The 23,515-nt window shown below is 62.7% G+C and carries 21 protein-coding genes; 15 read left to right on the forward strand and 6 right to left on the reverse strand.

Translation table 11 applies throughout. The features are described from left to right. Positions 1 to 73: 73 nt before the first annotated feature. The 3 genes from ACTJLB_RS31860 to ACTJLB_RS31870 form a co-directional block, all read right to left on the reverse strand. Positions 74 to 1,864, reverse strand: a complete 1,791-nt coding sequence (locus tag ACTJLB_RS31860; RefSeq protein ID WP_440785612.1) for a M61 family metallopeptidase — start codon at positions 1,862 to 1,864, stop codon at positions 74 to 76. 94 nt (positions 1,865 to 1,958) lie between these two features. Continuing rightward, positions 1,959 to 2,684 carry a DsbC family protein gene (locus ACTJLB_RS31865; protein ID WP_087754940.1) on the reverse strand — a complete coding sequence of 242 codons (726 nt, stop codon included), beginning with the start codon at positions 2,682 to 2,684 and terminating at the stop codon, positions 1,959 to 1,961. A gap of 177 nt (positions 2,685 to 2,861) precedes the next feature. Then, the gene (locus ACTJLB_RS31870; protein ID WP_440785613.1) at positions 2,862 to 4,034 is read right to left on the reverse strand and encodes a UbiH/UbiF family hydroxylase; all 1,173 of its coding nucleotides are present in this window, start codon (positions 4,032 to 4,034) and stop codon (positions 2,862 to 2,864) included. 257 nt (positions 4,035 to 4,291) lie between these two features. On the opposite strand from ACTJLB_RS31870, the gene ychF reads away from it, so the two are divergent. From ychF to ACTJLB_RS31910, 8 genes are all read left to right on the forward strand, one after another. Beyond that, positions 4,292 to 5,386, forward strand: coding sequence for a redox-regulated ATPase YchF (ychF, locus tag ACTJLB_RS31875; RefSeq protein WP_440785614.1), 1,095 nt, complete (start codon positions 4,292 to 4,294; stop codon positions 5,384 to 5,386). 623 nt (positions 5,387 to 6,009) lie between these two features. Continuing rightward, complete coding sequence (gene ugpB, locus ACTJLB_RS31880; protein ID WP_440785615.1) at positions 6,010 to 7,344, forward strand: sn-glycerol-3-phosphate ABC transporter substrate-binding protein UgpB; 1,335 nt, start codon at positions 6,010 to 6,012, stop codon at positions 7,342 to 7,344. Positions 7,345 to 7,502: 158 nt separating this feature from the next. Continuing rightward, a complete protein-coding gene (ugpA, locus tag ACTJLB_RS31885) occupies positions 7,503 to 8,387 on the forward strand; it encodes a sn-glycerol-3-phosphate ABC transporter permease UgpA (RefSeq protein ID WP_440785616.1) in 885 nt (294 codons plus the stop codon). Then, positions 8,384 to 9,229 (forward strand): sn-glycerol-3-phosphate ABC transporter permease UgpE, encoded by an 846-nt coding sequence (gene ugpE, locus ACTJLB_RS31890; RefSeq protein ID WP_440785617.1) that lies wholly within the window; start codon positions 8,384 to 8,386, stop codon positions 9,227 to 9,229. Before ugpA ends, ugpE begins: the two co-directional genes overlap by 4 nt. A gap of 87 nt (positions 9,230 to 9,316) precedes the next feature. Beyond that, positions 9,317 to 10,405 (forward strand): sn-glycerol-3-phosphate import ATP-binding protein UgpC, encoded by a 1,089-nt coding sequence (locus tag ACTJLB_RS31895; protein WP_440785618.1) that lies wholly within the window; start codon positions 9,317 to 9,319, stop codon positions 10,403 to 10,405. A 33-nt stretch (positions 10,406 to 10,438) separates the two neighbouring features. After that, on the forward strand, positions 10,439 to 10,738 hold the full coding sequence (locus ACTJLB_RS31900) for a DUF3761 domain-containing protein (RefSeq protein WP_408174229.1): 300 nt from the start codon (positions 10,439 to 10,441) through the stop codon (positions 10,736 to 10,738). A 293-nt stretch (positions 10,739 to 11,031) separates the two neighbouring features. Further along, complete coding sequence (gene ettA / locus ACTJLB_RS31905) at positions 11,032 to 12,699, forward strand: energy-dependent translational throttle protein EttA (RefSeq protein WP_020070684.1); 1,668 nt, start codon at positions 11,032 to 11,034, stop codon at positions 12,697 to 12,699. Between the two features lie 302 nt (positions 12,700 to 13,001). Beyond that, positions 13,002 to 14,126: a DUF748 domain-containing protein gene (locus tag ACTJLB_RS31910; RefSeq protein ID WP_440785619.1), complete on the forward strand. Its 1,125-nt coding sequence runs from the start codon at positions 13,002 to 13,004 to the stop codon at positions 14,124 to 14,126. A 125-nt stretch (positions 14,127 to 14,251) separates the two neighbouring features. Here the strand turns inward: ACTJLB_RS31910 and ACTJLB_RS31915 are convergent, their stop codons facing one another. The 3 genes from ACTJLB_RS31915 to ACTJLB_RS31925 are packed head-to-tail and all read right to left on the reverse strand — an operon-like array spanning position 14,252 to position 17,022. Further along, positions 14,252 to 14,875 carry an HAD family hydrolase gene (locus tag ACTJLB_RS31915; protein WP_020070682.1) on the reverse strand — a complete coding sequence of 208 codons (624 nt, stop codon included), beginning with the start codon at positions 14,873 to 14,875 and terminating at the stop codon, positions 14,252 to 14,254. Positions 14,876 to 14,924: 49 nt separating this feature from the next. Next, positions 14,925 to 16,739: an aminopeptidase P family protein gene (locus ACTJLB_RS31920; RefSeq protein WP_440785620.1), complete on the reverse strand. Its 1,815-nt coding sequence runs from the start codon at positions 16,737 to 16,739 to the stop codon at positions 14,925 to 14,927. Between the two features lie 19 nt (positions 16,740 to 16,758). Further along, positions 16,759 to 17,022 (reverse strand): hypothetical protein, encoded by a 264-nt coding sequence (locus tag ACTJLB_RS31925; RefSeq protein ID WP_440785621.1) that lies wholly within the window; start codon positions 17,020 to 17,022, stop codon positions 16,759 to 16,761. Between the two features lie 201 nt (positions 17,023 to 17,223). Here ACTJLB_RS31925 and ACTJLB_RS31930 point away from each other — a divergent pair, with 201 nt between their 5' ends. The 7 genes from ACTJLB_RS31930 (at position 17,224) to ACTJLB_RS31960 (ending at position 23,455) form a co-directional block, all read left to right on the forward strand. Further along, the gene (locus tag ACTJLB_RS31930) at positions 17,224 to 17,934 is read left to right on the forward strand and encodes a response regulator transcription factor (protein ID WP_020070679.1); all 711 of its coding nucleotides are present in this window, start codon (positions 17,224 to 17,226) and stop codon (positions 17,932 to 17,934) included. A gap of 65 nt (positions 17,935 to 17,999) precedes the next feature. Continuing rightward, on the forward strand, positions 18,000 to 19,286 hold the full coding sequence (gene hemA, locus ACTJLB_RS31935) for a glutamyl-tRNA reductase (protein WP_088176509.1): 1,287 nt from the start codon (positions 18,000 to 18,002) through the stop codon (positions 19,284 to 19,286). A 119-nt stretch (positions 19,287 to 19,405) separates the two neighbouring features. After that, positions 19,406 to 20,488 (forward strand): peptide chain release factor 1, encoded by a 1,083-nt coding sequence (gene prfA, locus ACTJLB_RS31940; protein WP_027779442.1) that lies wholly within the window; start codon positions 19,406 to 19,408, stop codon positions 20,486 to 20,488. Positions 20,489 to 20,494: 6 nt separating this feature from the next. Further along, complete coding sequence (gene prmC / locus ACTJLB_RS31945) at positions 20,495 to 21,364, forward strand: peptide chain release factor N(5)-glutamine methyltransferase (protein ID WP_440785622.1); 870 nt, start codon at positions 20,495 to 20,497, stop codon at positions 21,362 to 21,364. A gap of 138 nt (positions 21,365 to 21,502) precedes the next feature. Then, positions 21,503 to 21,814 carry a Grx4 family monothiol glutaredoxin gene (gene grxD, locus ACTJLB_RS31950; protein ID WP_006052757.1) on the forward strand — a complete coding sequence of 104 codons (312 nt, stop codon included), beginning with the start codon at positions 21,503 to 21,505 and terminating at the stop codon, positions 21,812 to 21,814. A 40-nt stretch (positions 21,815 to 21,854) separates the two neighbouring features. Next, positions 21,855 to 22,454 (forward strand): UbiX family flavin prenyltransferase, encoded by a 600-nt coding sequence (locus ACTJLB_RS31955; protein ID WP_410802927.1) that lies wholly within the window; start codon positions 21,855 to 21,857, stop codon positions 22,452 to 22,454. Between the two features lie 215 nt (positions 22,455 to 22,669). Next, entirely contained in the window at positions 22,670 to 23,455 is a 786-nt protein-coding gene (locus tag ACTJLB_RS31960) for a DODA-type extradiol aromatic ring-opening family dioxygenase (protein WP_408424071.1), read from the forward strand. Positions 23,456 to 23,515 lie beyond the last annotated feature (60 nt).

Raw genomic sequence — 23,515 nt, forward strand, 5'->3', positions numbered from 1 at the left:
CAGCGACGGATTGTTGCAGTGGTAGAACAATCCGCCGCCTGCCGACGCGAATTGACGTCGGCGCGGATTACGATCAGCTTGTCAGCCAGCGCTCGCGCGCCTTGCGGGGGGCGGGTCGCTGGTCGGCGACGGTGAGCTTGTAGCGTGACACTTCAGGCCCTTCCAGCTTGAGCTGCGCGGTGCGCAACTCGTCGCGGCGGAATGCGTGAACTTCCACTTTCGCCCCCGGCTGATAGCGTGCGAGCAGTGTGTCCAGATTCGAGCCCGTCACGCGCAGGCCGTCGAGCGCGATCAGCACGTCGCCGGCCGAGAGCCCCGCTTTCTGCGCGGCGCTGCCTTCGTGGACAGCCGTCAGCGTACAGTCCGCGCCGCCGCGCACCCGCACGCCGAGCGACGGTTTGCCGCTCTTGTCGATTTCCGGCGCGAGCGTGACGCCGAACGGTTCCAACAGTGTTTCGAGCGGCAAATCGCGCGTGCCATGCACCGCTTCCGCAAACAGCTCGCCCAGGTGCACGCCGGTCGCTTCCGCAAACAGCGCTTCGACCTCGCGTTCGTCGACGCCCACCGGCTTGCCGCGGTAAAAATCGCGGCCAAAGCGCTGCCACAGCAGACGCATCACGTCGTCGAGCGACTTGCGATTGTTGGTCTGCGCGCGGATCGCCAGGTCGAACGCAAGCGCAACGAGCGAGCCCTTCGTGTAATAGCTGACGATGGCATTCGGCGCGTTCTCGTCCTGCCGGTAGTATTTGACCCAGGCGTCGAACGAGCTTTCCGCGACGCTCTGCTTCAGTCGCCCGCTGCCGCGCTGCACGCCGCCGATCACCTTGCCGAGCAGGCCGAGATAATCGTCGACTGAAATCAGGCCGCTGCGCACGAGAATCAGGTCGTCGTAGTAAGAGGTGAAGCCTTCGAACAGCCACAACAGCGACGTGTAGTTCTCGACGGAAAGGTCATACGGCGCAAAGACCGCGGGCTTGATCCGCTTCACGTTCCACGTGTGAAAGTATTCGTGGCTGCACAGGCCGAGGTAGGTCCGATAGCCTTCCGTCAGGGAATCGCGGCCTTGCACGGGCAGATCGCCTCGATTGCAGATCAGCGCCGTCGACGCGCGGTGTTCGAGGCCGCCGTAACCGTCCGTGACAGCTTGCGTCATGAACACATAGCGATCCACGGGCGCCTTCTTCGACTTCGGCTCGAAGAGCGCGATTTGCGCTTCGCAAATGCGCTTCAGGTCGGCGCTGAGCCGCGCCATGTCCAGCCCGATCACGCGCCCCGCGATCACGACGTCGTGCGGCACACCGTGCGCGTTGAATGTCGCCAATTCGAATCGGCCGAGCGTGACCGGATGATCGATCAGCTCATCGTAGTTCTGCGCGCGATATTCCCCGAAGCCATAACGCTTCGTGCCGCGCGCTTCCGGCAGCGCCGTCGCGACGCGCCAGTTGCGATACGCCGCGCCCTCCGGTTTCTGGATATCGACCACGCACTGCGCTTCCTCGTGGCCGAGCGGCGCCAGGAACACGCTCGTACCGTTGAAAAAACCCGTGGTGTCGTCCAGATGCGCGGCGCGCACCGACAGATCCCACGCATAGACCTCGTAGCGCAGCGTGAGCGCGCCTTTTACCGGCGCCGCCTGCCACGTGTGCTTGTCCGTTTTCTCGACACGCACCTTGCGGCCCGCGTCGTTGAAAGCGCGCAACGTCACGATGTTGCGCGCGAACTCGCGGACCATGTAGCTGCCCGGAATCCATACCGGCAGCATGAAACGCTGGCCGGCCAGATCGGGATCGGCAACGGTGACGGTGACTTCGAACAGGTGAGCGGCGGGTTGCTTGGGAACGATGGTGTAGCGGATCGGCTTCATCGGCGGCGATTGGTGGTTTTGGCTGATTGTTGGGGGCTTGATGCGAAAGGAGGCGCCATTTGCGCCTCCTTCGGTGTGGTCAGTGCCGCGTGTGTCAGTGCACCGCTGCCATTTCCTTGTCGAGCCGGTCGGCCGGCACCGCGCCCGGCAGGCGGCGGCCGTCGGCGAGGAACACGGTAGGCGTGCCTTCCACGTTCATCGCATGTCCCAGCGCGAGATTCTTGTCGATCGCGGCGGTGTCACAAGTGCCGGCGGCCGTGGGCGCCTGATGGTCTTGCATCCACGATTCCCACGCCTTCGCGCGATCAGTCGAGCACCAGATCGACTTCGACTTGGCGGTCGAATCCGGCGACAAAACCGGGTACAGGAACGTGTAGACCGTCACGTTGTCGATCGACTTCAGCGTGGTTTCGAGCTGCTTGCAGTACGGGCAGTTCGGGTCGGAGAACACCGCGATCTTGCGCGATCCGTTGCCCTTCACGACCTTCACCGCGTTGGCGAAAGGCAGGCTCGCGAAGTCGATGCGGTTGGTTTCCGACAGGCGCGCTTCGGTCAGATTCTTGCGCGTCTTCGTGTCGACCATGTCGCCGAGCAGCACGTAGTCGCCGTTGGCGTCGCTGTACACGATCTGGCTGCCGAGGTTCACTTCATACAAGCCGGCAATCGGCGACTTGGTCACGCTCTTGATCGTCACGTCCGCGAGACGCGTTTGCAACGTGGCCTTGAGTTTGTCGGTGGACTGGTCGGCTTGCGCGGAGCAGCCGATGGTGACAGCGGCAATCGCAAGCATGGCGGTCGCCATGCGGAAGGTTCGTTTCATGCTGAATTCCTGATTCAATCGCGCGCTGCGCGCGTTGTGCGTTCATGCCGTTGCCCTCCTTTGCTTGGGAAGGCCGCAGCAACTGTGCGTTCATGATACCTGTCTCACCGGTTCGGCATGCCGCGCCGGGTTAGAGCCGGGTTAGAGTCGGGTAGAAGCCGTAATGCGGCCCGCCTTTCAGCCGAGCGCGGCCGACACGAGCCAGCGCTTGATGAACGGCTGCGCACCGACGAAAGCCATGCCGCTATTGCGCACGATCTTGGCCAGCGGGCCGGGCACGGAAAACAGTTTTTGCAGACCGTCGGTGGCGATCATCAGCGCACGAATGTCTTCGCGGCGCGCGCGTTCGTAGCGCCGCAGCAGGACCATGTCGCCGAGATCGCGAAACGACTCCTTGCCTGCGACGACATCGGCAAGCGCGGCGACGTCGCGCAGACCGAGGTTCATGCCCTGCCCGGCAAGCGGATGGATCAGATGCGCGGCGTCGCCGACCAGCGCGACGCGCGGCGCCACCAGGCGATCGACAATTTGCAACGCGAGCGGAAATCCCTGTGCCGGCGTCACGCAGTCGAGGCCGCCGAGCTGGCCGCCCGTCACGCGCTCCACTTCTGCTGCGAGCTGTGCCGGATCGAGCGCGATCAGCCGCTCGGCGTGCTCCGTGCGCGCCGACCACACGAGCGACACGTGACCGTCAGGCATCGGCAGCAGCGCGATGATCTCGCCGTCCTTGAACCATTGATAAGCGGTCTCGCCGTGCGGTTTCTCGGCCTTGAAGTTCGCGACGACGCCAGTCTGCCGGTAGTCGCGCCGGTTCATCTTCGACCCGATCTGCGCGCGCACCCATGAATGCGCGCCGTCTGCGCCGACGAGCAGATCCGCCGCGAGCACGCTGCCGTTCGCAAGACCGACGCTCGCGCTGTCGGCGGTGAAATCGAGCGCTTGCGCGCGGCTGTCGATCCACGTGAGGTTAGGCTGGAAGCGCAGCGCCGCATCGAGCGCGCGCTCGATCACCGATGACTCGACTATCCACGCCAGTTGCGGCACCGAAGCCTGAAACGCGGAGAAATGCAGTTCGGCGTGGGCGTCGCCGTAGACGCGCATGTCGTAGACGGGACCGAGCCGCGACAAGTCGAGCGCCTGCCAGACGCGCAAGCGCTCGAGCAACGCCTGCGAACTCGACGACAACGCATACACCCGCGAGTCGAACGAAGCGCCGGCGGCGAGCGGCGCGCAGGGCTGCGCGAGCAGCGCGACGCGCAATCCGCCTTGCGTGAGCGCAAGCGCCGCGGTCTTGCCGACCAGCCCACCGCCGATCACGGCGGCATCGAAAGTCTGATGGTGTGCGTTCATCCGCGCATTATAGCTGCGGGGTTGCGAGGGACGGATCGGGCGCGCAGCTTTCTGAAGCCACGTCAAGAAGCTGATTGGAACGGGTTACAATTGCGTTTTCCGTGACAGAACTCGCCCAGAATCGTCGAGGCAACACCCGCTCTGGCGTCGCGTCCCGCTCCGCTGCGTTCCCTTTGCCGCCAAACGCGAAGGCTTCCCGAATCCTGCACACAGCGTCGAGCGCATCACGCAATTTACTGAATTACTGAAGGATTTCCATGAGCCTCAAATGCGGCATCGTCGGCTTGCCTAACGTCGGCAAGTCCACTCTGTTCAACGCGCTGACCAAGGCGGGCATCGCCGCCGAAAATTACCCGTTCTGCACGATTGAGCCGAACGTCGGCATTGTCGAAGTGCCGGATGCGCGCCTGAAGGCGCTCGCCGAAATCGTCAAACCCGAGCGCATTCTGCCGGCCGTCGTCGAATTCGTGGACATCGCCGGTCTGGTGGCGGGCGCGAGCAAGGGCGAAGGCCTCGGCAACCAGTTCCTCGCGAACATCCGCGAAACCGATGCGATCACGCACGTTGTCCGCTGCTTCGAAGACGAAAACGTGATTCACGTGGCCAACAAGATCGATCCGCTGTCGGACATCGAGGTCATCAACACCGAACTGGCGCTCGCGGACCTCGCAACGGTCGAAAAAGCGCTCGCGCGTTATTCGAAGGCCGCCAAGTCGGGCAACGACAAGGAAGCCATCAAGAACGCCGCGGTGCTCGAAAAGGTGCGTGCGCAACTGGATCAGGCCAAACCGGTCCGGGCGCTCGATCTGTCGGACGAAGAAAAGGCCACGCTCAAGCCGTTCTGCCTGATCACGGCAAAGCCGACGATGTACGTCGCGAACGTGAAGGAAAACGGCTTCACAAATAATCCGCATCTGGACGCGGTGACGAAGTACGCGGCGTCGGAAAACGCGCCGGTTGTCGCCGTTTGCGCGGCAATCGAGGCGGAAATTGCCGACCTCGACGAAGCCGATATGGAAGTGTTCCTCGCCGACATGGGCATGGAAGAGCCGGGCCTGAACCGCGTGATTCGCGCCGGCTTCAAGCTGCTGGGCTTGCAAACCTACTTCACGGCCGGCGTGAAGGAAGTACGCGCATGGACCATTCATGTGGGCGACACGGCGCCGCAAGCGGCGGGCGCGATCCACACGGACTTCGAGCGCGGCTTTATTCGCGCGCAGACCATCTCTTTCAACGACTACATCGCCTATAAGGGCGAGCAAGGCGCGAAAGAAGCCGGCAAGATGCGCGCCGAAGGTAAGGAATATGTCGTGCATGACGGCGACGTGATGAACTTCCTGTTCAACGTGTAACTCGCGGCGCTTTCCTCGAGCGCCTAACAGCTGATACTTGGCCGCGTCGCTACGCGCGGCTCCCGCCTGTATTACATCTGTCAAAGCCCGCTTCGCGCGGGCTTTGTGCTTTTTTGCGGGCTTTGGAAGTGGCTGGCAATGCTGTGCGGTCGATCTTGAGCGCGCCGGGTTTGTGCGCGGGTGCAGGTGTCACCCTTGGCTCACCCCAACCCGCCGAGTATTCGATGCAACCGCAAATGTTTCAATTTCATGACATGCGATGTTAAATTGCGGCATTCGGCGTCACAGTAAAAGCGACGCCGGACTGTCATCGAACACAAATAGAATCGCGCGATTCGCAATTGCGCCCTTTTCCGCATCTGCTTTGCCGAGACGGGAGGTGGCGCTTTAGCGCTAACTCCTTCCTATCGATCGCGTTGCATGGGATGGGAGTAGGCACTGAAGCGCTAACTCCCATCGACCGCGTTGCATGGGATGGGAGTAAGCGCTCAAGCGCTAACTCCCATCGACCGCGTTGCATGGGATGGGAGTAAGCGCTCAAGCGCTAACTCCCATCGACCGCGTTGCATGGGATGGGAGTAAGCGCTCAAGCGCTAACTCCCATCGACACAGGAGACTAATCGATGAGTTTGAAGCCGCTGTTCCGTTCGCTTTCCGCTGCCGCCGTGCTGGGCGCGGGCATCATGGCCACCAGCCAGACGGCCCAGGCCGCCACCGAAATCCAGTTCTGGCACGCAATGGAAGCCGCTCTGGGCGAACGTCTGAACGATATCGCCAACGCGTTCAATGCGTCGCAATCCGATTACAAGATCGTGCCGGTGTTCAAAGGCACTTACGACCAGACGCTTGCCGCCGGCATCGCCGCTTACCGCAGCGGCAACGCGCCAGCCGTCCTGCAAGTCTACGAAGTCGGCACCGCGACCATGATGCAGGCGAAGAAGGCTGTCATTCCCGTATCGGAAGTGTTCAAGCAAGCCGGCGTGCCGCTCGACGAGAAAGCGTTCGTGCCGACCATCGCAAGCTATTACAGCGACGCCAAAAGCGGCCAGTTGATCTCGATGCCGTTCAACAGCTCGACGCCGGTTCTCTACTACAACAAGGACGCGTTCAAGAAAGCCGGCCTCGATCCGAACCAGCCGCCGAAGACATGGGCCGAGTTGCAGGTCGACGCGCAGAAGCTCAAAGCCTCCGGCATGGCGTGCGGTTATTCATCGGGCTGGCAAAGCTGGATCCAGTTGGAGAACTACAGCGCCTGGCATGGCGCGCCGTTTGCGTCGAAGAACAATGGATTTGACGGCGCCGACGCGCAACTCGAATTCAACAAGCCGCTGCAGGTCGCGCACATCCAGTTCCTGCAGAACATGCAGAAGGAAGGCTCGTTCACCTACGTTGGCCGCAAGGACGAACCCGTCTCGAAGTTCTACAGCGGCGATTGCGGGATCATCACGAACTCGTCGGGCTCGCTTGCCACCATCAAGAAGTACGCGAAGTTCAACTTCGGCACCGGCATGATGCCTTACGACGCGAACGTGAAGGGCGCGCCGCAGAACGCGATAATCGGCGGTGCGAGCTTGTGGGTGTTGGCGGGCAAAGACCCGGCTGTCTACAAGGGCGTGGCGAAATTCCTGTCGTATCTGTCGTCGGCGCCAGTTGCCGCCAAGTGGCATCAAGACACGGGATATCTGCCGGTCACGACCGCCGCTTATCAGTTGACGCAACAACAGGGCTTCTACGAGAAGAACCCGGGCAGCGACACGGCCATCAAGCAGATGCTCAACAAGCCGCCCCTGCCGTACACGAAGGGTCTGCGTTTGGGCAACATGCCGCAGATCCGCACGATCATCGACGAAGAGCTCGAACAGGTGTGGGGTGAGAAGAAAACGCCGCAACAGGCCCTCGACTCGGCGGTTTCGCGTGGCGACGAGTTGCTGCGGCGCTTCGAAAAAGCCGGCAGCTAATCGCAGTATCGGTCTGCGCAGCTCGTGTAGACCATGCGGTTCATGCAGCAATAGCGGTGAACAACCGCAACCCGGCGCAATAAAAGCATAAAGCCAGTCGGCAGGGTTTCGACGCAATCGCGTCGAAACCCGCTTGCAGCAACCCTTGGGAATCTTCGATGGAAAAGCGCTCCCGCTTCGGCACCAGTCTGCTGCCCTACCTGCTCGTCGCGCCGCAACTGGCGATCACCGCGCTGTTTTTTCTGTGGCCCGCGGGCGAAGCGCTGTGGCAATCCACACAAAGCCAGGACGCATTTGGCACATCGAGCGAATTTGTCAGGCTCGCCAACTTCCGCCAACTCTTCGCCGATCCGCTCTACCTGTCATCGTTCAACACGACGCTGATTTTCTGTGCGCTCGTCACCGTTTCCGGCCTCGTCATTTCGCTGCTGCTGGCCGTTTGCGCCGACCGCGTTACGCGCGGCGCGAAGGCTTATCAGACGCTGCTGATCTGGCCGTATGCGGTCGCGCCGGCGATTGCGGCCGTGTTGTGGTCGTTTCTGTTCAACCCCAGTATCGGCCTCGTCACATTCGCGCTCGCAAAGTACGGCATCGTGTGGAATCACGCGCTCAATGCGGGACAGGCGATGTTTCTCGTCGTGCTAGCGTCGGTGTGGAAGCAGGTCAGCTACAACTTCCTCTTCTTCTATGCGGGCTTGCAGGCGATTCCGCGCTCGTTGATCGAAGCCGCGGCCATCGACGGCGCCGGTCCCGTGCGACGCTTCTTCGGCATCGCACTGCCGCTGCTGTCGCCGACCAGCTTCTTCCTGCTGGTCATCAACATCACCTACGCATTTTTCGACACGTTCCCCGTGATCGACGCAGCGACCGGCGGCGGTCCCGCGCAATCGACGCGCACGCTGATCTACAAGATTTTCGCGGAAGGCTTCCAGGGACTCGACATCGGCAGTTCCGGCGCGCAGTCGGTGGTTCTGATGGTGATCGTCGTCGCGTTGACGGTCGTGCAATTCCGCTTTATCGAACGCAGGGTTCAATACTCATGATCGAAAACCGCCGCGGTTTCGACCTCTTCTGCCACGCGGTGCTGATACTCGGCGTCGCGTTGGTGGTGTTTCCGGTGTACGTCGCGTTCTGCGCGGCGACCATGAGCGAGCGCGAAGTGTTCACCGTGCCGCTCTCGCTGGTGCCGAGTTCGCATCTCTTCGAAAACGTCACGACGGTCTGGGCGCACGGCAGCGGGAACGCGGCGGCGCCCTTCGGCCGCATGCTGTTCAACAGCCTCGTCATGGCGCTTGCTATTGCTATCGGCAAGATCGCCGTCTCGATGATCTCCGCTTTCGCGATCGTGTTTTTCCGCTTTCCGTTTCGCAATCTGTCATTCTGGCTGATCTTCATCACGTTGATGCTGCCGGTCGAAGTCCGCATTTTTCCGACCGTGCAAGTCGTATCGTCGATGCACCTCAGCAATACCTATAGCGGCTTGACGTTGCCGCTGATCGCTTCGGCCACTGCCACGTTTCTCTTCCGTCAGTTCTTCATGACCTTGCCCGATGAGTTGATGGAAGCCGCGCGCATCGACGGTGCGGGCGCCATGCGCTTCTTCTGGGACGTCGTGCTGCCGCTGTCCAAAACCAACATGGCGGCGCTGTTCGTGATCACGTTCATTTACGGCTGGAATCAATACTTGTGGCCGATTCTGATTACGAGCCAGCAGTCGCTGACGACGGCCGTGGTCGGCATCAAGAGCATGATCGCGTCGGGCGACACCGCAACGGAATGGCATCTGGTCACGACGGCCACGCTGCTCGCCATGCTGCCGCCGCTCGCCGTCGTGCTGACCATGCAACGCTGGTTCGTGCGCGGACTCGTAGATGCGGAAAAATGAAAGCGCCTCGCCAGCGCATCAACGCATCAATGCACTGACGCCGCACAGGCACCACATAAACGACACGAAACGAAGGGCTAAAACCGCATGGCTGCACTGACACTGCAAGGCGTTAAAAAAACCTACGACGGCAAACAGTTTGTGTTGCATGGCATCGACGTCGACGTGAACGACGGCGAGTTCGTCGTGATGGTCGGGCCGTCGGGTTGCGGCAAATCCACATTGCTGCGGATGGTCGCCGGGCTCGAGCGGATCTCCGAAGGCACCATCTCGATCGCCGGCAAAGTGGTCAACGAGCTGGAGCCGAAAGACCGCAACATCGCGATGGTGTTTCAGAACTACGCGCTTTATCCGCATATGAGCGTGGCGGAAAACATGGGCTACGCGCTGAAGATCGCAGGCGTCGATCGGGCGCAGATCGCGCAGCGCGTGAACGCCGCCGCGCAAATTCTCGAACTCGAACCGCTGCTGCAGCGCAAGCCACGTGAGCTGTCGGGCGGACAGCGTCAACGCGTCGCAATGGGCCGCGCGATCGTGCGCGAACCCGCCGTGTTTCTGTTCGACGAACCGCTGTCCAATCTCGATGCGCGTCTGCGCGTGCAAATGCGGCTCGAAATCCAGCGGCTGCATGCTCGGCTCGCGACCACGAGCCTCTACGTGACGCACGATCAGATCGAAGCAATGACGCTGGCGCAACGTGTGATCGTGATGAACAAGGGTCACGCCGAACAGATCGGCGCGCCAACCGAAGTCTACGAGCGGCCCGCAACCGTGTTCGTCGCCGGCTTCATCGGTTCGCCTGGCATGAATCTGCTGGAAGGCCGCGTGTCCGACGACGGTTCGACTTTCGATGTGGCGGGCAACGGTCCGCAGCTGCCGCTCGCCGGCGTCGCGTCGATTGGCCGCGAAGTCGCCAGAGGACGCGAGTGGACGCTCGGCATTCGTCCCGAACACATGAGCCCGGGGCAGGCCGATGCGCCGCATACAACGCTCACCGTCGATTCATGCGAGTTGCTCGGCGCGGATAATCTCGCGCACGGACGGTGGGGCAAGCATGACGTGACAGTGCGATTGCCGCACGCGCACCGGCCGGCGGCCGGCGAAGCGCTGCAGGTCGCGCTGCCCGCCCGGCACTTGCATTTCTTCGATCCGGCAAGCGGGCGGCGGGTGAACTGACAGACGCGGCCACAACAACAACCCATAAAAATGATGCAATGCATTGGCTTGAAAACCGCTCGCTGCGGCGTTGCAGTCGTGGCGGCGCTGCTGGTCGGCATGTCGCCGGCTTTCGCGTATGTCGCGCCGGGTACGACGCCAAACGAAGCCGACCTCAGCAATCACAACACCTACACCAATCGCGACGGCAACACGGTCCATGCGCCGGCCAAGTCGCTGTCGGGCAAGGCGCCTGAAGGCGCGACGGCGCGCTGCCGCGACGGCAGCTACAGTTTCAGCCGACATCACAGCGGCACATGCTCGAGACACGGCGGCGTAGCCAGCTGGCTATAGACCGCCTACAGCCTCGCAGCAACCCGCAACCGCGCATGCCTCACCGCCGCCGCGCGCTCATGCCGAAGTACAATGCCATCTGCACACGGCCCGCGCGCGGCCGTCGGTGACAGAACACTGCGCTGGACACCGCGCTCGACACCGCGCTCGACACCGCGCTCGACACCGCGCCGGCCAACGCCGGGCGCTCCGCCCGGCCATGACGTCGCCGTAACACGCCGTGGCACCGGTTACCTTTCCACCCGCGACTGCCCGCCCCCTTGCGGCCGGCGTCGCCAACGTCTCGCAAGCAAATGGCCCAATACGTCTTCACCATGAATCGGGTCGGCAAGATCGTGCCGCCCAAGCGTCAAATCCTGAAAGACATCTCGCTGTCCTTTTTTCCCGGCGCGAAGATCGGCCTGCTCGGCCTGAACGGCTCGGGCAAGTCGACGCTGATCCGCATCATGGCCGGTGTGGACAAGGACATCGAAGGCGAAGCCACGCCAATGCCGAACCTGAACATCGGCTATCTGCCGCAGGAACCTCAGCTCGACCCGAACAAGACGGTGCGCGAAACCGTTGAGGAAGGTCTCGGCGATGTGTTCAACGCGCAGAAGAAGCTCGATGAAATCTACGCGGCCTACGCGGAGCCCGACGCCGACTTCGACGCGCTGGCTGCCGAGCAGGCCAAGTACGAAGCGATTCTCGCGACAACCGACGGCGGCAGCGCCGAACAGCAGATCGAAATCGCCGCCGACGCACTGCGCCTGCCGGCATGGGACGCGAAAATCGAGCACCTGTCGGGCGGCGAAAAGCGCCGCGTCGCACTGTGCAAGCTGCTGCTCGAAAAGCCCGACATGCTGTTGCTGGATGAGCCGACCAACCACCTCGACGCCGAATCGGTCGACTGGCTCGAACAGTTCCTCACGCGTTTTCCCGGCACCGTCGTCGCGGTCACGCACGATCGCTACTTCCTGGATAACGCGGCTGAGTGGATTCTCGAACTCGACCGCGGCCACGGTATTCCGTGGAAGGGCAACTACAGCAGCTGGCTCGATCAGAAAGAAGAACGCCTGAAGCAGGAAGAGTCGTCGGAATCGGCGCGTCAGAAGGCGATCAAGAAGGAACTGGAGTGGGTGCGGCAAAACCCGAAGGGCCGTCAGGCGAAGTCGAAAGCGCGTATCGCCCGTTTCGAGGAACTGAACAGCCAGGACTACCAGAAGCGTAACGAAACGCAGGAAATCTTCATTCCGGTCGGCGACCGCCTCGGCAATGAAGTGATCGAATTCAAGAACGTCAGCAAGTCGTATGGCGACCGTTTGTTGCTCGATAACGTCAGCTTCAAGATTCCGGCGGGCGCGATCGTGGGCATCATCGGTCCGAATGGCGCGGGTAAGTCCACGCTGTTCCGCATGCTCACCGGCCGCGAAGAACCCGATTCGGGCGAGATCGTGAAGGGCCCGACGGTAAAGCTCGCTTACGTGGATCAAAGCCGCGACGCACTGGACCCTTCGAAGACCGTGTTCGAAGAAATCTCCGGCGGTGCGGATGTGCTGACGGTCGGCAAGTATGAAACGCCGTCGCGCGCGTACATCGGCCGTTTCAACTTCAAGGGCGGCGATCAGCAGAAGATCGTCGGCAATCTGTCAGGCGGCGAGCGCGGCCGTTTGCATCTTGCGAAGACGCTGATCGCGGGCGGCAACGTGTTGCTGCTCGACGAACCGTCGAACGACCTCGACGTGGAAACGTTGCGCGCGCTCGAAGACGCATTGCTGGAATTCGCCGGCTCGGTGATGGTGATCTCGCACGATCGCTGGTTCCTCGACCGCATCGCCACGCACATTCTTGCGTTCGAAGGCGATTCGCAAGTTACGTTCTTCGACGGCAATTACCAGGAGTACGAAGCGGACAAGCGTGCACGCCTTGGCGAAGAAGCCGCGCGTCCGAAACGTCTGCGTTACAAGCCGATTACGCGCTAGACTCGCCGCGTAGAAAGTAGCTGCGGCCTGCCCGTCGGGAGACGGGCGGGTCGCTTCTTGCAGGTCGCTTCTTGCAGGTCGCTTCTTGCAGGTCGCTTTTAACGGCTTGCGTCGGCAGCACTCCACTTCCCCTGACTGCAAACATCGGCTCTATAGCAGCCGCACACGCCACATGTCGGCGACGTGCCGACAGGGCACAGCCATTGCTTACCTGGCCGTGCTATATGTCGTTTCGCGCCACGCGTCCACGACGCGCGCATCCGTTACAGCCACGCCGCGCACACGGCACCGAGGAGCACAGCATGGCAATGTCGAAGGGCAAACGCTGGATCGTTGCCGTGGGCAGCGTGCTGGTCGTGCTCGTCGTCATTGCGCTCGGTGTGCTGCAGTACGCGCAGCGTGAAGTGAAAGAACGCGTGGTGGCGGCGCTCGGTCCACTGGGCAGCGCGCAAAGCATCGACGTCGGCCTGACCTCGGTTCATCTCACCAACGTGCTGTTGAAGGCGCCGCCGGGCTGGCCGGCCGGCGATCCATTGAGAGCCGACGAAATCACTATCACGCCGGATATTCGCGACCTGCTCGCGCGGCGCATGCATGTCCGCAGCGTCGTCGTGCGCGGTTTCGATATGGCGGTGCTGCGTACTCAAACCGGTACGATCCGCCTGCTTCCGAATTTGCGACAGTCGGTCACGAGCGCGAACGACGGCGCGAGCGGTACCGCCGCGGGCGCAACGCCGCGCGAAAAACAGGTCGATCACATCAGCCTGGAGCAAGGGCGGTTCCACTTCTACGACATGACCGTCGGTCCGCCCGCCTACAAGGTGACGGTAAGCAACGCGAACGCGACGGTCGACAACGTTCATCTGCCGGCCCTCACCGAGCCCACCAACGTCAGTGTCAGCGGCTCGATCAAAGGGCCGTCGCACACGGGCACAGTCACATTCGGCGGATGGATCAAGATCGCCAGCAAGGACTCGCAAACGACGAGCACGCTGCGCGGCGTCGACGTCGTGATGCTCGATCCTTATCTCGTCAAGAAAGCCGGGGCCGAGGCGCGAGTGACGGGCGGCACGGTCGATCTGAGCGTCGAGTCGTCGGTGCGCAACTATCAGTTGCATGCGCCGGGCACGATCACGGTTCACCAGTTGCAGCTCGCGGACACCGGCAGTCCGCTCGACACATTCATGTCGATTCCGACGAAAGCCGCCGTCGCCGCACTGAAGGCTCGCAACGGCGACATCACGCTGCACTTCGTGCTGGACGGTAACTTGCGCGATCCGAAATTCTCAGTGCAGGAAGGTTTGACGACTCGCATTGCCGCCGGATTCGCGAAAGCGCTGGGCGTCAGTGTGGAAGGGGTGGCAAAAGGCGCGGGAGAAACCGTGAAGGGCTTGGGTAATGCTTTGAAGAATTTGCTCGGGCAGTAGACTTCGTGCAACAAGAAGCGCGTTACTGTAAGCGCGAGGGTGAGACTGGCACCCATGCGCTCACGGCGGCAAAGACGGGCTACACATGTCGCGCCCTGCGTGACGCGCGAGCGACACTCGCCTGGTCAGACCGGCAAACCCAGTTCCCGCAGCTTCGCTTCTGTTTGCGCGGCGTTCGTGTGATGCACGCCATGCCAGCCGAGTGCGGTGGCGGCTGCGGCGTTCTTCGGGTTGTCGTCGATAAACACTAGTTCGCCCGGCTCGACGCCTGGTAGTTGCGCGTCGATCCGCTCGCGCATTGCCGCAAAAATCGCCGGATCGGGTTTCACCAGCCCCACGCGACCGGAGACGACAATGTCCCGAAAGCGCCGCAGCACCGGATAGTGCTCCCATGCATACGGAAACGTCTCAGCCGACCAGTTCGTCAGACCGAAAAGCGGGACTTCCGCGGCTTCGAGCTTTTCCATGATCGCTACACCGTCTTCCAGCACGCCGGCCACCATCTCGTGCCAGCGCTCATAGAACGCGCGGATCAGCGCTTCGTGATCGGGAAACCGGGCGACGAGTTCTTCCGTCGCCTCGACGATCGGCTGACCGCCGTCCTGACGAATCACCCAATCCATCGAGCAGACGTGGGTCAGGAACCAGCGTCGCTCGGCTTCGTCGGGAATCAGTTGCCTGTAAAGATATTCGGGACTCCAGTCGATCAGCACGCCGCCGAAATCGAACACGACTGCCTTGATGGCCATGCGCTCTCCGTTAGCTATGCGGTTGCGGTTGCAGTTGCAGTTGTGGCGCTCACACCGGCTGGGTACGCAACTCGAGCCATGCCTTGGCGTCGCCGGAAACATGCGGCGACAGACGCGCGCGCACCGTCTCGTGATAGTCGTTCAGCCACGCGCGCTCGTCGTCGCGCAGCAGCGACAGGTCGAGGCAACGCGTGTCGATCGGGCAAAGCGTTAGCGTCTCGAACTTCAGGAAGTCGCCGAATTCCGTCTCGCCAGCGGGTACGTTCAGCACCAGGTTCTCGATGCGCACGCCCCACTTGCCCGGCCGGTAGATGCCCGGCTCGACCGAGGTGATCATGCCTTCTTCCATTGCCGTCCACGATTCGGCAGGCGCGTAGTGCGAAATCACTTGCGGGCCTTCGTGCACGTTCAGGAAATAGCCGACGCCATGACCGGTGCCGTGGCCGTAATCGGCGCCGGCTTCCCAGATCGGCGCGCGAGCGATTGCGTCGAGCATCGGCGAACGGATGCCGCGCGGGAACCTGGCGCGCGACAATGCCATGGTGCCTTTCAGCACGATCGTGAAATCGCGCCGCTGTTCGTCGCTGACGGTGCCGACCGGCACGACGCGTGTGATATCCGTCGTGCCGCTCAAGTACTGTGCGCCGGAGTCGACCAGCAACAGGCCGTTGCCTTCGATCACCGCATGCGATTCGTTAGTGGCGCGATAGTGCGGCATTGCGCCGTTGGCGTTGAAGCCCGCAATGGTCGCAAAGCTCAGCGACACGAAGCCGGGACGACGCGCGCGCGCCGCCGTCAGACGTTCGTCGATCGTGAGTTCGGTGATCGTCTCGCGGCCCAGTGCGCCTTCGAACCACGCGAAGAATTCCGCGAGTGCGGCGCCGTCCTGCTCCATGGTCTCGCGCACGTGCCTGGCCTCTGCCTCGGTCTTGCGCGACTTGAAGAACGTGGACGGATTGACTGCCTCGACTACTTTCACCGTCGACGGCACCGATTGCAGCGAGCCGTATGTAATGCGGCGCGGGTCGATGAGCAGCGTCGTGCCGGCGGGCAGCGCAGAGAGCGCCTCCGCGGCTTTCGCATATGGCTCGACGCTGACGCCGTCGCGTGCAAGAGCCTCGGCGAGCGCCTGCGGCACCTTGCCGTCGGCAATGAACAGCGACGCGCGGTTTTCGCCGATCAGCGCGTGCGCCACGAAGACCGGGTTATAGCTGACGTCGGCGCCCCGCAGATTCAGCAGCCACGCGAGGTCGTCGAGCGTGGAAATGAAGTGCCATCGCGCGCCCTTCTCCGCCATTGCCCGGCGGACCTGCGCCAGCTTTTCCGAACGCGCGACGCTTGCATGCGGCGCCGCGTGCTCGAACACGGCGGCAACCGGCAGCGTCGGACGCTGCGGCCAGATCGCGTCGAACAGATCGACGTCGGTGCGCAACTTTACGCCGCGCGCCGTGAGCGCCTGAGTCAGGGCCCGCGCGGCCGCCACGCCGAGCACCGCGCCGTCCACGCCGACCGCGCTACCGGGCGCAACGTTCTGGGCGAGCCAATCGAAATGCGGCGCGGTTTGCTGGCCACCCGTCATTTTCATGAGTTGAACGCCGGTGCCCGCGAGTTGCGCGTTGGCCTGCTCCCAATAGCGGCTGTCGGTCCAGACGCCTGCAAAGTCTGCAGTGACGACGAGCGTGCCCGCCGAGCCGGTGAACCCGGAAAGCCATTCCCGCCCCTGCCAACGCCCTGGCAAATATTCGGACAAGTGCGGATCCGCCGACGGCACGAGGTAAGCGGCGACGCCTTCGCGTGCCATCGCGCTGCGCAACGTGGCGAGCCGTTCGGGAATGGGAGAGGTATGGGGAAGTCGGGCATTCATGGAAGTCACCTGCAAATATTCATCGACGGGAAAGCGAGCCGACCGTCACGGCAACGGCGATCATGGCGATGGCCGTGCAAACGGGCCATTCGAGCGTCTCACCGTCGTGGAAAAGGCCAATCACATTGCCGGCCATGCGCGCGACGCTCGCGCCCACTATTCCGGCAAGCACCGCCACCCACAAGCGGGCGCGGCTAGAGCGGTTCAAGCGGCGCAGCGGATGCAACCACCACCCCGCGACACCGATTGCTGCCCCCAACACGACGATTCCGGGCCAGCCCATTAGCGGCCGATCTCGCGCAGTTTCGGATTTGTCTTATGGGCGCGAGGCTCGACGACAGCTAGCATTTTTGTCTCTTTCTCAAAAAAATCAGCACGGCGCTTTCCGCACAGCGGTTGAGTTTAGGGGTCGGGGTGACGTTAGGCAAGCTATAGGCCTTACGGAAAAGCCTGGTTCCCGGCCGTCGTCGAGCTCAACGCGCCCATGCGAATTGCCCTTATCGAGCCGGATACAAGTCACGCCAAACTGGTCACCCGGCTTGTTTTCGCCGGCGGCCACGTGTGTCAGCACTTCACTACGAGCGTCCCCTTCCTTGCACAGGCCGCAGATCAGTTCTTCGATTTGCTGATCACCGAAAACTGGGCCGGCGATCACTCAGCCGAAGACGTCATCGCGCACGCCCGCGCGATCCTGCCGAGCCTGCCGGTCATCGTGTTGATGACGGAGCCGCGCGAAAGCCAGATCGTCGCCGTGCTCCACGCGGGCGCCGACGACTGCGTGACCAAACCGGTCCGCGGCCCCGAGATGCTCGCGCGAGTAGACGCGCTACTGCGGCGCGCGGGACTGCGCCGGCCGCCCAATCGCCGGCACGACGTAATCCGCGGCTATGCGTTCGACACCGGAAACTTCGCCGTGACATTCCGTCACCGCACGGTCACGCTGACGCCGAAGGAATTCCGCTTCGCGCTGCTGCTGTTCTCCAATCTGTCGCGGCCCGTGTCGCGCGCGCACATCCTCGAAACGGTGTGGGCGCGCCGCCGCGACGTAAAGTCGCGCACCGTCGACACCCATGCGTCGCGCGTGCGTTCAAAGCTGGAACTGCGCCCGGAGTTGGGCTATTCGCTAACGCCGCTCTACGGCTATGGCTATCAACTGGACGCATTCCCGCCGGAAGGAGTCGCCGCGCCCGGCTGAGCGGGCGTCACAATGTAAGAATCGTGAAAACGCTATAATATCGAGGTAAACCATAGCTCCCCAGAATGCAGCTCCTAACGATCGGAATCAATCACCACACTGCGCCTGTCGCCTTGCGCGAACGCGTGGCGTTTCCGCTCGAACAGATCAAGCCCGCATTGGACACTTTCAAAAGCGTCTGGCTGGGAGCCACGGCCCGCACCGCGCCTGAAGCGGCGATTCTGTCCACCTGCAATCGCACCGAACTCTACTGCGCGACCGACGACCAGGCCGTGCGTGAAGCCGCGATCCAGTGGCTGTCCCGTTATCACAACCTGCCCATTGAGGAACTCGCGCCGCACGTCTACGCGTTGCCGCAGTCTGAAGCCGTGCGCCACGCATTTCGGGTCGCCTCGGGACTGGATTCCATGGTGTTGGGCGAGACGCAAATTGTCGGACAAATGAAGGACGCCGTTCGCACGGCATCTGAAGCCGGCGCGCTGGGCACGTATCTGAACCAGTTGTTTCAGCGCACGTTCGCCGTCGCGAAGGAAGTGCGGAGCACGACCGAGATCGGCGCGCAATCCGTTTCCATGGCCGCCGCCGCGGTCCGGCTGGCGCAGCGCATTTTCGACAAGGTGTCGAACCAGCGCGTGCTCTTTATCGGCGCCGGCGAAATGATCGAGTTGTGCGCCACGCACTTTGCCGCACAGCAACCGCGCGAACTCGTGGTCGCCAACCGCACGGCTGAGCGCGGCACGCGGCTCGCCGAGCGCTTCAACGGACGCGCCATTCCGTTGTCTGACCTGCCGACTCGCATGCACGAGTTCGACATCATCGTGTCGTGCACGGCTTCCACGTTGCCGATCATCGGTCTCGGCGCAGTGGAGCGCGCAGTGAAAGCGCGTCGCCATCGGCCAATTTTCATGGTCGATCTGGCTGTTCCGCGCGACATCGAACCGGAAGTCGGTCAGCTTGAAGACGTGTTCTTGTATACCGTCGACGACCTCGGCGCGATCGTCCGCGAAGGCAATGCGTCGCGGCAGGCCGCCGTGGCGCAGGCCGAAGCGATCATCGAAACGCGCGTGCAGAACTTCATGCAGTGGCTCGAAGCGCGCAGCATCGTGCCGGTGATCCGCCATATGCATACGCAAGCCGACGTGCTGCGCCGGGCCGAAGTCGAACGTGCGCAGAAAATGCTCGCGCGTGGCGACGATCCTGCCGCTGTGCTCGAAGCGCTTTCGCAAGCGCTCACCAACAAACTGATCCACGGTCCGACCCACGCGCTCAACCGCGCGAGCGGCGAGAACCGCGACACGCTCATCGAATTGATGAGCGGGTTCTACAAACACTCCGGTTCCACGGAGCGTTAGCGGCGCGGGTGCCGCCTGTCCGCGCCACCCGCAAGTGGCCCGCGACGTGCTTCTACCCTTGGGCATCCGCCCACTTCCTAGTTGTCGTCCTTGCCGGAGTCCGCTCCGATACCCGCCTGATGAAAACGAGCATGCAACGCAAGCTCGACCAGCTGACTACCCGGCTGGCCGAACTTAACGACCTGTTGAGCCGAGAGGACATCACAGCGAACCTCGACCAGTATCGCAAGCTCACGCGCGAACACGCCGAGCTCGGACCGGTTGTCGAGCAATACGCGCTCTGGCGTCAGGCCATGCACGACGCCGCCACCGCGCAGGAACTGCTCGCGGATGCTTCCATGCGCGAGTTCGCGGAAGAGGAAATCCGCGCGGCCCGCGAGCGGATGGAACAGCTCGGCGGCGAGCTGCAGAAAATGCTGCTGCCGAAAGACCCGAACGACGACCGCAACATCTTCCTCGAAATTCGAGCGGGGACGGGCGGCGACGAGTCCGCGCTCTTCGCCGGCGATCTTTTGCGCATGTATCTGCGTTATGCCGAGCGTAATCGCTGGCAGGTCGAGATGATGTCGGCAAGCGAATCCGACCTTGGCGGCTATAAGGAAGTGATCGTGCGAATCGCTGGCGAAGCCGCCTATTCGAAGCTCAAGTTCGAATCCGGCGGCCACCGCGTGCAGCGCGTGCCGGCAACGGAAACGCAGGGCCGCATTCACACGTCCGCGTGCACGGTTGCCGTGATGCCGGAGGCGGACGAAATCGGCGAGGTTGAAATCAATCCGGCGGATCTGCGGATCGACACGTTCCGCGCGTCCGGCGCCGGCGGCCAGCACATCAACAAGACGGACTCGGCCGTGCGCGTTACGCACTTGCCGACGGGGATCGTCGTCGAATGTCAGGACGACCGTTCGCAGCACAAGAACAAAGACCGCGCACTGAAAGTGCTGGCGGCTCGCATCAAGGACAAGCAGTCGCACGAGCAGCAGGCAAAGGAAGCCGCCACGCGTAAGAGCCTGATCGGCTCGGGCGATCGCTCCGAGCGGATTCGCACCTACAACTTCCCGCAAGGACGTCTGACAGACCATCGGATCAATCTGACGCTGTATCGCCTCGACGCGATTATGGACGGTGACCTGGACGAACTGATCGGCGCACTTGTCAGCGAGCATCAGGCCGAGTTGCTCGCTTCGCTTGGCGATGCGGACTGAGCACCCATGACGTCGAACGCCCCAGCCGATCGCGACAATGCGGCCACGCCCGCCGCGCTGTTGCGCGCCTCGCCGCTGCCGTCGCTGGAAGCGCGGATTCTGCTCACGCATGTGCTCGGCTGGCGGCAAACGCAATTGATCACGCGCGCAGACGAAGCGCTCGATAGCGAATCGGTTCAGCGTTATCTGGCATTACAAACGCGTCGCGTAGCGGGCGAGCCGGTGGCGCAACTTGTCGGCGTCCGCGAATTTTTCGGGCTCGATTTCGAGGTCACGCCGCATGTGCTGATTCCCCGTCCCGAAACCGAATTGCTGGTCGAAACGGCACTCGTCGCGATGGAGAACCTCGTACGCCCGCGCGTGCTCGATCTCGGCACCGGCACGGGCGTGATTGCGGTGGCAATCGCGTCGATGCGTCCGGACGCACGAGTCAGCGCGCTCGACCGTTCGGCGGAGGCACTTGCCGTCGCCTCGCGCAACGCCGCGCGCCTGCTCGATCCGAAACGGCCAGGCGGCGCTGTGACATTCGCACAAAGCGACTGGTACGACTCGCTGGACGCGGCACTTCGGTTCGACGTGATCGTCAGCAATCCGCCGTATATCGCGAGCGGCGACCCGCATCTTTTGCAGGGCGATCTGCGCTACGAGCCGCGCGGCGCGCTCACCGACGAAGCCGACGGCCTCAGCGCGATCCGGGAGATCATCTCGGGCGCGCCTCGTCGTCTTGCCGCAAACGGCGTACTGTGGATAGAGCACGGCTACGATCAGGCTGAAGCCGTGCGCGCGCTTCTGGTCGCGCAAGGTTTCACGCAAGTCCAATCGAAGCGCGACCTCGCAGGCATCGAGCGGATAACCGGCGGTCGGCTCGCTGACTGACAAAGCCTGGCGTCAGCCGCCACAGCCGTCGCAATAGCCGCGACGAGCAAATGGACAAAGCGGCCGTCGGTCGGCGCAAGCGATTTCCGCTATCATTTCAGCCTATTCCCTACACATACCGGAACCGCAAGGTCAGTCATGGATACGCAACAACGCATCAAGCAAATCGTCGACGAAAACAACGTCGTGCTCTTCATGAAGGGCAGCGCCCAGTTCCCGATGTGCGGCTTTTCGGGCCGCGCAATCCAGATTCTGAAGGCATGCAACGTCAATGAATTCAAGACGGTCAACGTGCTCGAAGACGACGAAGTCCGCCAGGGCATCAAGCAGTTCTCGAATTGGCCGACCATTCCGCAGCTTTACGTGAAGGGCGAATTCGTCGGCGGCTCGGACATCATGATGGAAATGTACGAATCGGGTGAATTGCAGCAACTGTTTGCCGCTGCCTGACCGTCTGCTTCAAAGCCGATCCTGGAAGGCGCCGCGAGCCATGGAAACACGCGCTGCGGCGCCCCGCCGGCTGATTGTCGCGATCACCGGCGCGACGGGCGCCATTTACGGCGTTCGTCTGCTGCAGACGCTGCGCAAGCTCGGCGGCGTTGAAAGCCATCTGCTGATTTCCAGCGCCGGGTGGCTCAACATTCAGCATGAGTTAAAGCTGGGCAAGCAAGATGTCCATCCACTCGCCGATGTGGTCCATTCGGTGCGCGACGTCGGCGCGAGCATCGCGTCCGGCTCTTTCGCGACCGACGGCATGATCGTCGCGCCGTGTTCGATGAAAACGCTCGCGAGCGTCGCTCACGGTCTATCCGACAATCTGATCACCCGCGCCGCCGACGTCACCCTCAAAGAGCGCCGCCGGCTCGTGCTGCTGGTGCGCGAAACGCCATTCAATCTCGCGCATTTGCGCAATATGACGGCGGTCACCGAAATGGGCGGCGTGATTTTTCCGCCCTTGCCTGCTTTTTACAACCAACCCGCCACCATCGACGAGATGGTCGATCACACTGTTTCCCGCGTGCTCGATCTGTTCGCGCTGGGGCCCGCCTTGTCGCCTGCGTGGGCGGGACTGCGCGGCGCTGACGAGTAATTCCTGGCCGGCCTTCGCGTGCGGGCATGCGGCGGGCACCTTTTTCACGATTCCAGACACGCTTGCCGCGAATGACGGCCCGCAGCGCTTGCGGTCGATCATTACCAACCGCTGGAAGAGAATCAAATCCCATTTGGGCCGTTTATCAAACAGCGGTGCGGCTCTATATTGGTAGTAACCGAACTTTCGAGCGCGCCTCCCGGCGCCCTGCTGCCATGAACCGCTTACCGTCGCTTTTTCTTTCCCACGGCGCGCCGACGTTGCCGATCGACCCATCGCTGCCGTCCGCTGAATTCGGCGTGCTCAGCTCGCAATTGGCGCGGCCTGAGGCCGTGTTGATGCTGTCTGCCCATTGGGGCACGGCGCAGCCGGTCGCAAGCGCATCGACAGAACCTGAAACCATCCACGACTTCTACGGCTTTCCGCGCCAGCTGTATGAGATTCAGTATCCGGCGCCGGGCGCGCCCGATCTCGCGCGACGTGCAGCCGTTTTGCTCGGCGATAGCGGCATTCACGCCGACGTACAGCCGCACGGACTCGATCACGGCGCATGGGTGCCGATGTTGCTGATGTTCCCCGACGCCGACGTGCCCGTCGCCCAGTTGTCGATCCAGCCGCACCTGGACGCCGAACATCACTTTCGCGTCGGCCGCGCGCTGCGCTCGCTCAGGCAGCAAGGCGTGATGGTGATCGGCTCCGGACAGATCACGCACAATCTGCGCGCCGCGGATTTCTCCGCGCGACCCGAAGATGCCGACCCGCGCGTCGCCGAGTTCACCGACTGGTTCGAAGCGAGGCTCGCCGCGCATGACATCGACGCGTTGCTCGACTACCGCCGTCAGGCGCCGCACGCGGTGCTAATGCATCCGACCGATGAGCACCTCCTGCCGGTGTTCGCAGCGCTAGGCGCGGCCGACGACGATTATTCGCTGACGGTTCAATCACTCGGCACGTATCAGCGTTCGCTTGCCATGACGAACTACGTGTTTGGAACAGCCTGATCGGCGACATGGCCGCGTGCGCCGCAAGCGCAGACCAGGCAAACCGCTGCAAAACGAAAA

This window comes from Paraburkholderia sp. 22098 (assembly GCF_052045935.1).
Lineage (GTDB): Bacteria > Pseudomonadota > Gammaproteobacteria > Burkholderiales > Burkholderiaceae > Paraburkholderia > Paraburkholderia caledonica.

Coding starts and splice junctions, on each gene's coding strand:
- ACTJLB_RS31860 (WP_440785612.1), bottom strand. CDS start 1,864: ATGAAGCCGATCCGCTACACCATCGTTCCCAAGCAACCCGCCGCTCAC.
- ACTJLB_RS31865 (WP_087754940.1), bottom strand. CDS start 2,684: ATGAAACGAACCTTCCGCATGGCGACCGCCATGCTTGCGATTGCCGCT.
- ACTJLB_RS31870 (WP_440785613.1), bottom strand. CDS start 4,034: ATGAACGCACACCATCAGACTTTCGATGCCGCCGTGATCGGCGGTGGG.
- ychF (WP_440785614.1), top strand. CDS start 4,292: ATGAGCCTCAAATGCGGCATCGTCGGCTTGCCTAACGTCGGCAAGTCC.
- ugpB (WP_440785615.1), top strand. CDS start 6,010: ATGAGTTTGAAGCCGCTGTTCCGTTCGCTTTCCGCTGCCGCCGTGCTG.
- ugpA (WP_440785616.1), top strand. CDS start 7,503: ATGGAAAAGCGCTCCCGCTTCGGCACCAGTCTGCTGCCCTACCTGCTC.
- ugpE (WP_440785617.1), top strand. CDS start 8,384: ATGATCGAAAACCGCCGCGGTTTCGACCTCTTCTGCCACGCGGTGCTG.
- ACTJLB_RS31895 (WP_440785618.1), top strand. CDS start 9,317: ATGGCTGCACTGACACTGCAAGGCGTTAAAAAAACCTACGACGGCAAA.
- ACTJLB_RS31900 (WP_408174229.1), top strand. CDS start 10,439: ATGCAATGCATTGGCTTGAAAACCGCTCGCTGCGGCGTTGCAGTCGTG.
- ettA (WP_020070684.1), top strand. CDS start 11,032: ATGGCCCAATACGTCTTCACCATGAATCGGGTCGGCAAGATCGTGCCG.
- ACTJLB_RS31910 (WP_440785619.1), top strand. CDS start 13,002: ATGGCAATGTCGAAGGGCAAACGCTGGATCGTTGCCGTGGGCAGCGTG.
- ACTJLB_RS31915 (WP_020070682.1), bottom strand. CDS start 14,875: ATGGCCATCAAGGCAGTCGTGTTCGATTTCGGCGGCGTGCTGATCGAC.
- ACTJLB_RS31920 (WP_440785620.1), bottom strand. CDS start 16,739: ATGAATGCCCGACTTCCCCATACCTCTCCCATTCCCGAACGGCTCGCC.
- ACTJLB_RS31925 (WP_440785621.1), bottom strand. CDS start 17,022: ATGGGCTGGCCCGGAATCGTCGTGTTGGGGGCAGCAATCGGTGTCGCG.
- ACTJLB_RS31930 (WP_020070679.1), top strand. CDS start 17,224: ATGCGAATTGCCCTTATCGAGCCGGATACAAGTCACGCCAAACTGGTC.
- hemA (WP_088176509.1), top strand. CDS start 18,000: ATGCAGCTCCTAACGATCGGAATCAATCACCACACTGCGCCTGTCGCC.
- prfA (WP_027779442.1), top strand. CDS start 19,406: ATGAAAACGAGCATGCAACGCAAGCTCGACCAGCTGACTACCCGGCTG.
- prmC (WP_440785622.1), top strand. CDS start 20,495: ATGACGTCGAACGCCCCAGCCGATCGCGACAATGCGGCCACGCCCGCC.
- grxD (WP_006052757.1), top strand. CDS start 21,503: ATGGATACGCAACAACGCATCAAGCAAATCGTCGACGAAAACAACGTC.
- ACTJLB_RS31955 (WP_410802927.1), top strand. CDS start 21,855: ATGGAAACACGCGCTGCGGCGCCCCGCCGGCTGATTGTCGCGATCACC.
- ACTJLB_RS31960 (WP_408424071.1), top strand. CDS start 22,670: ATGAACCGCTTACCGTCGCTTTTTCTTTCCCACGGCGCGCCGACGTTG.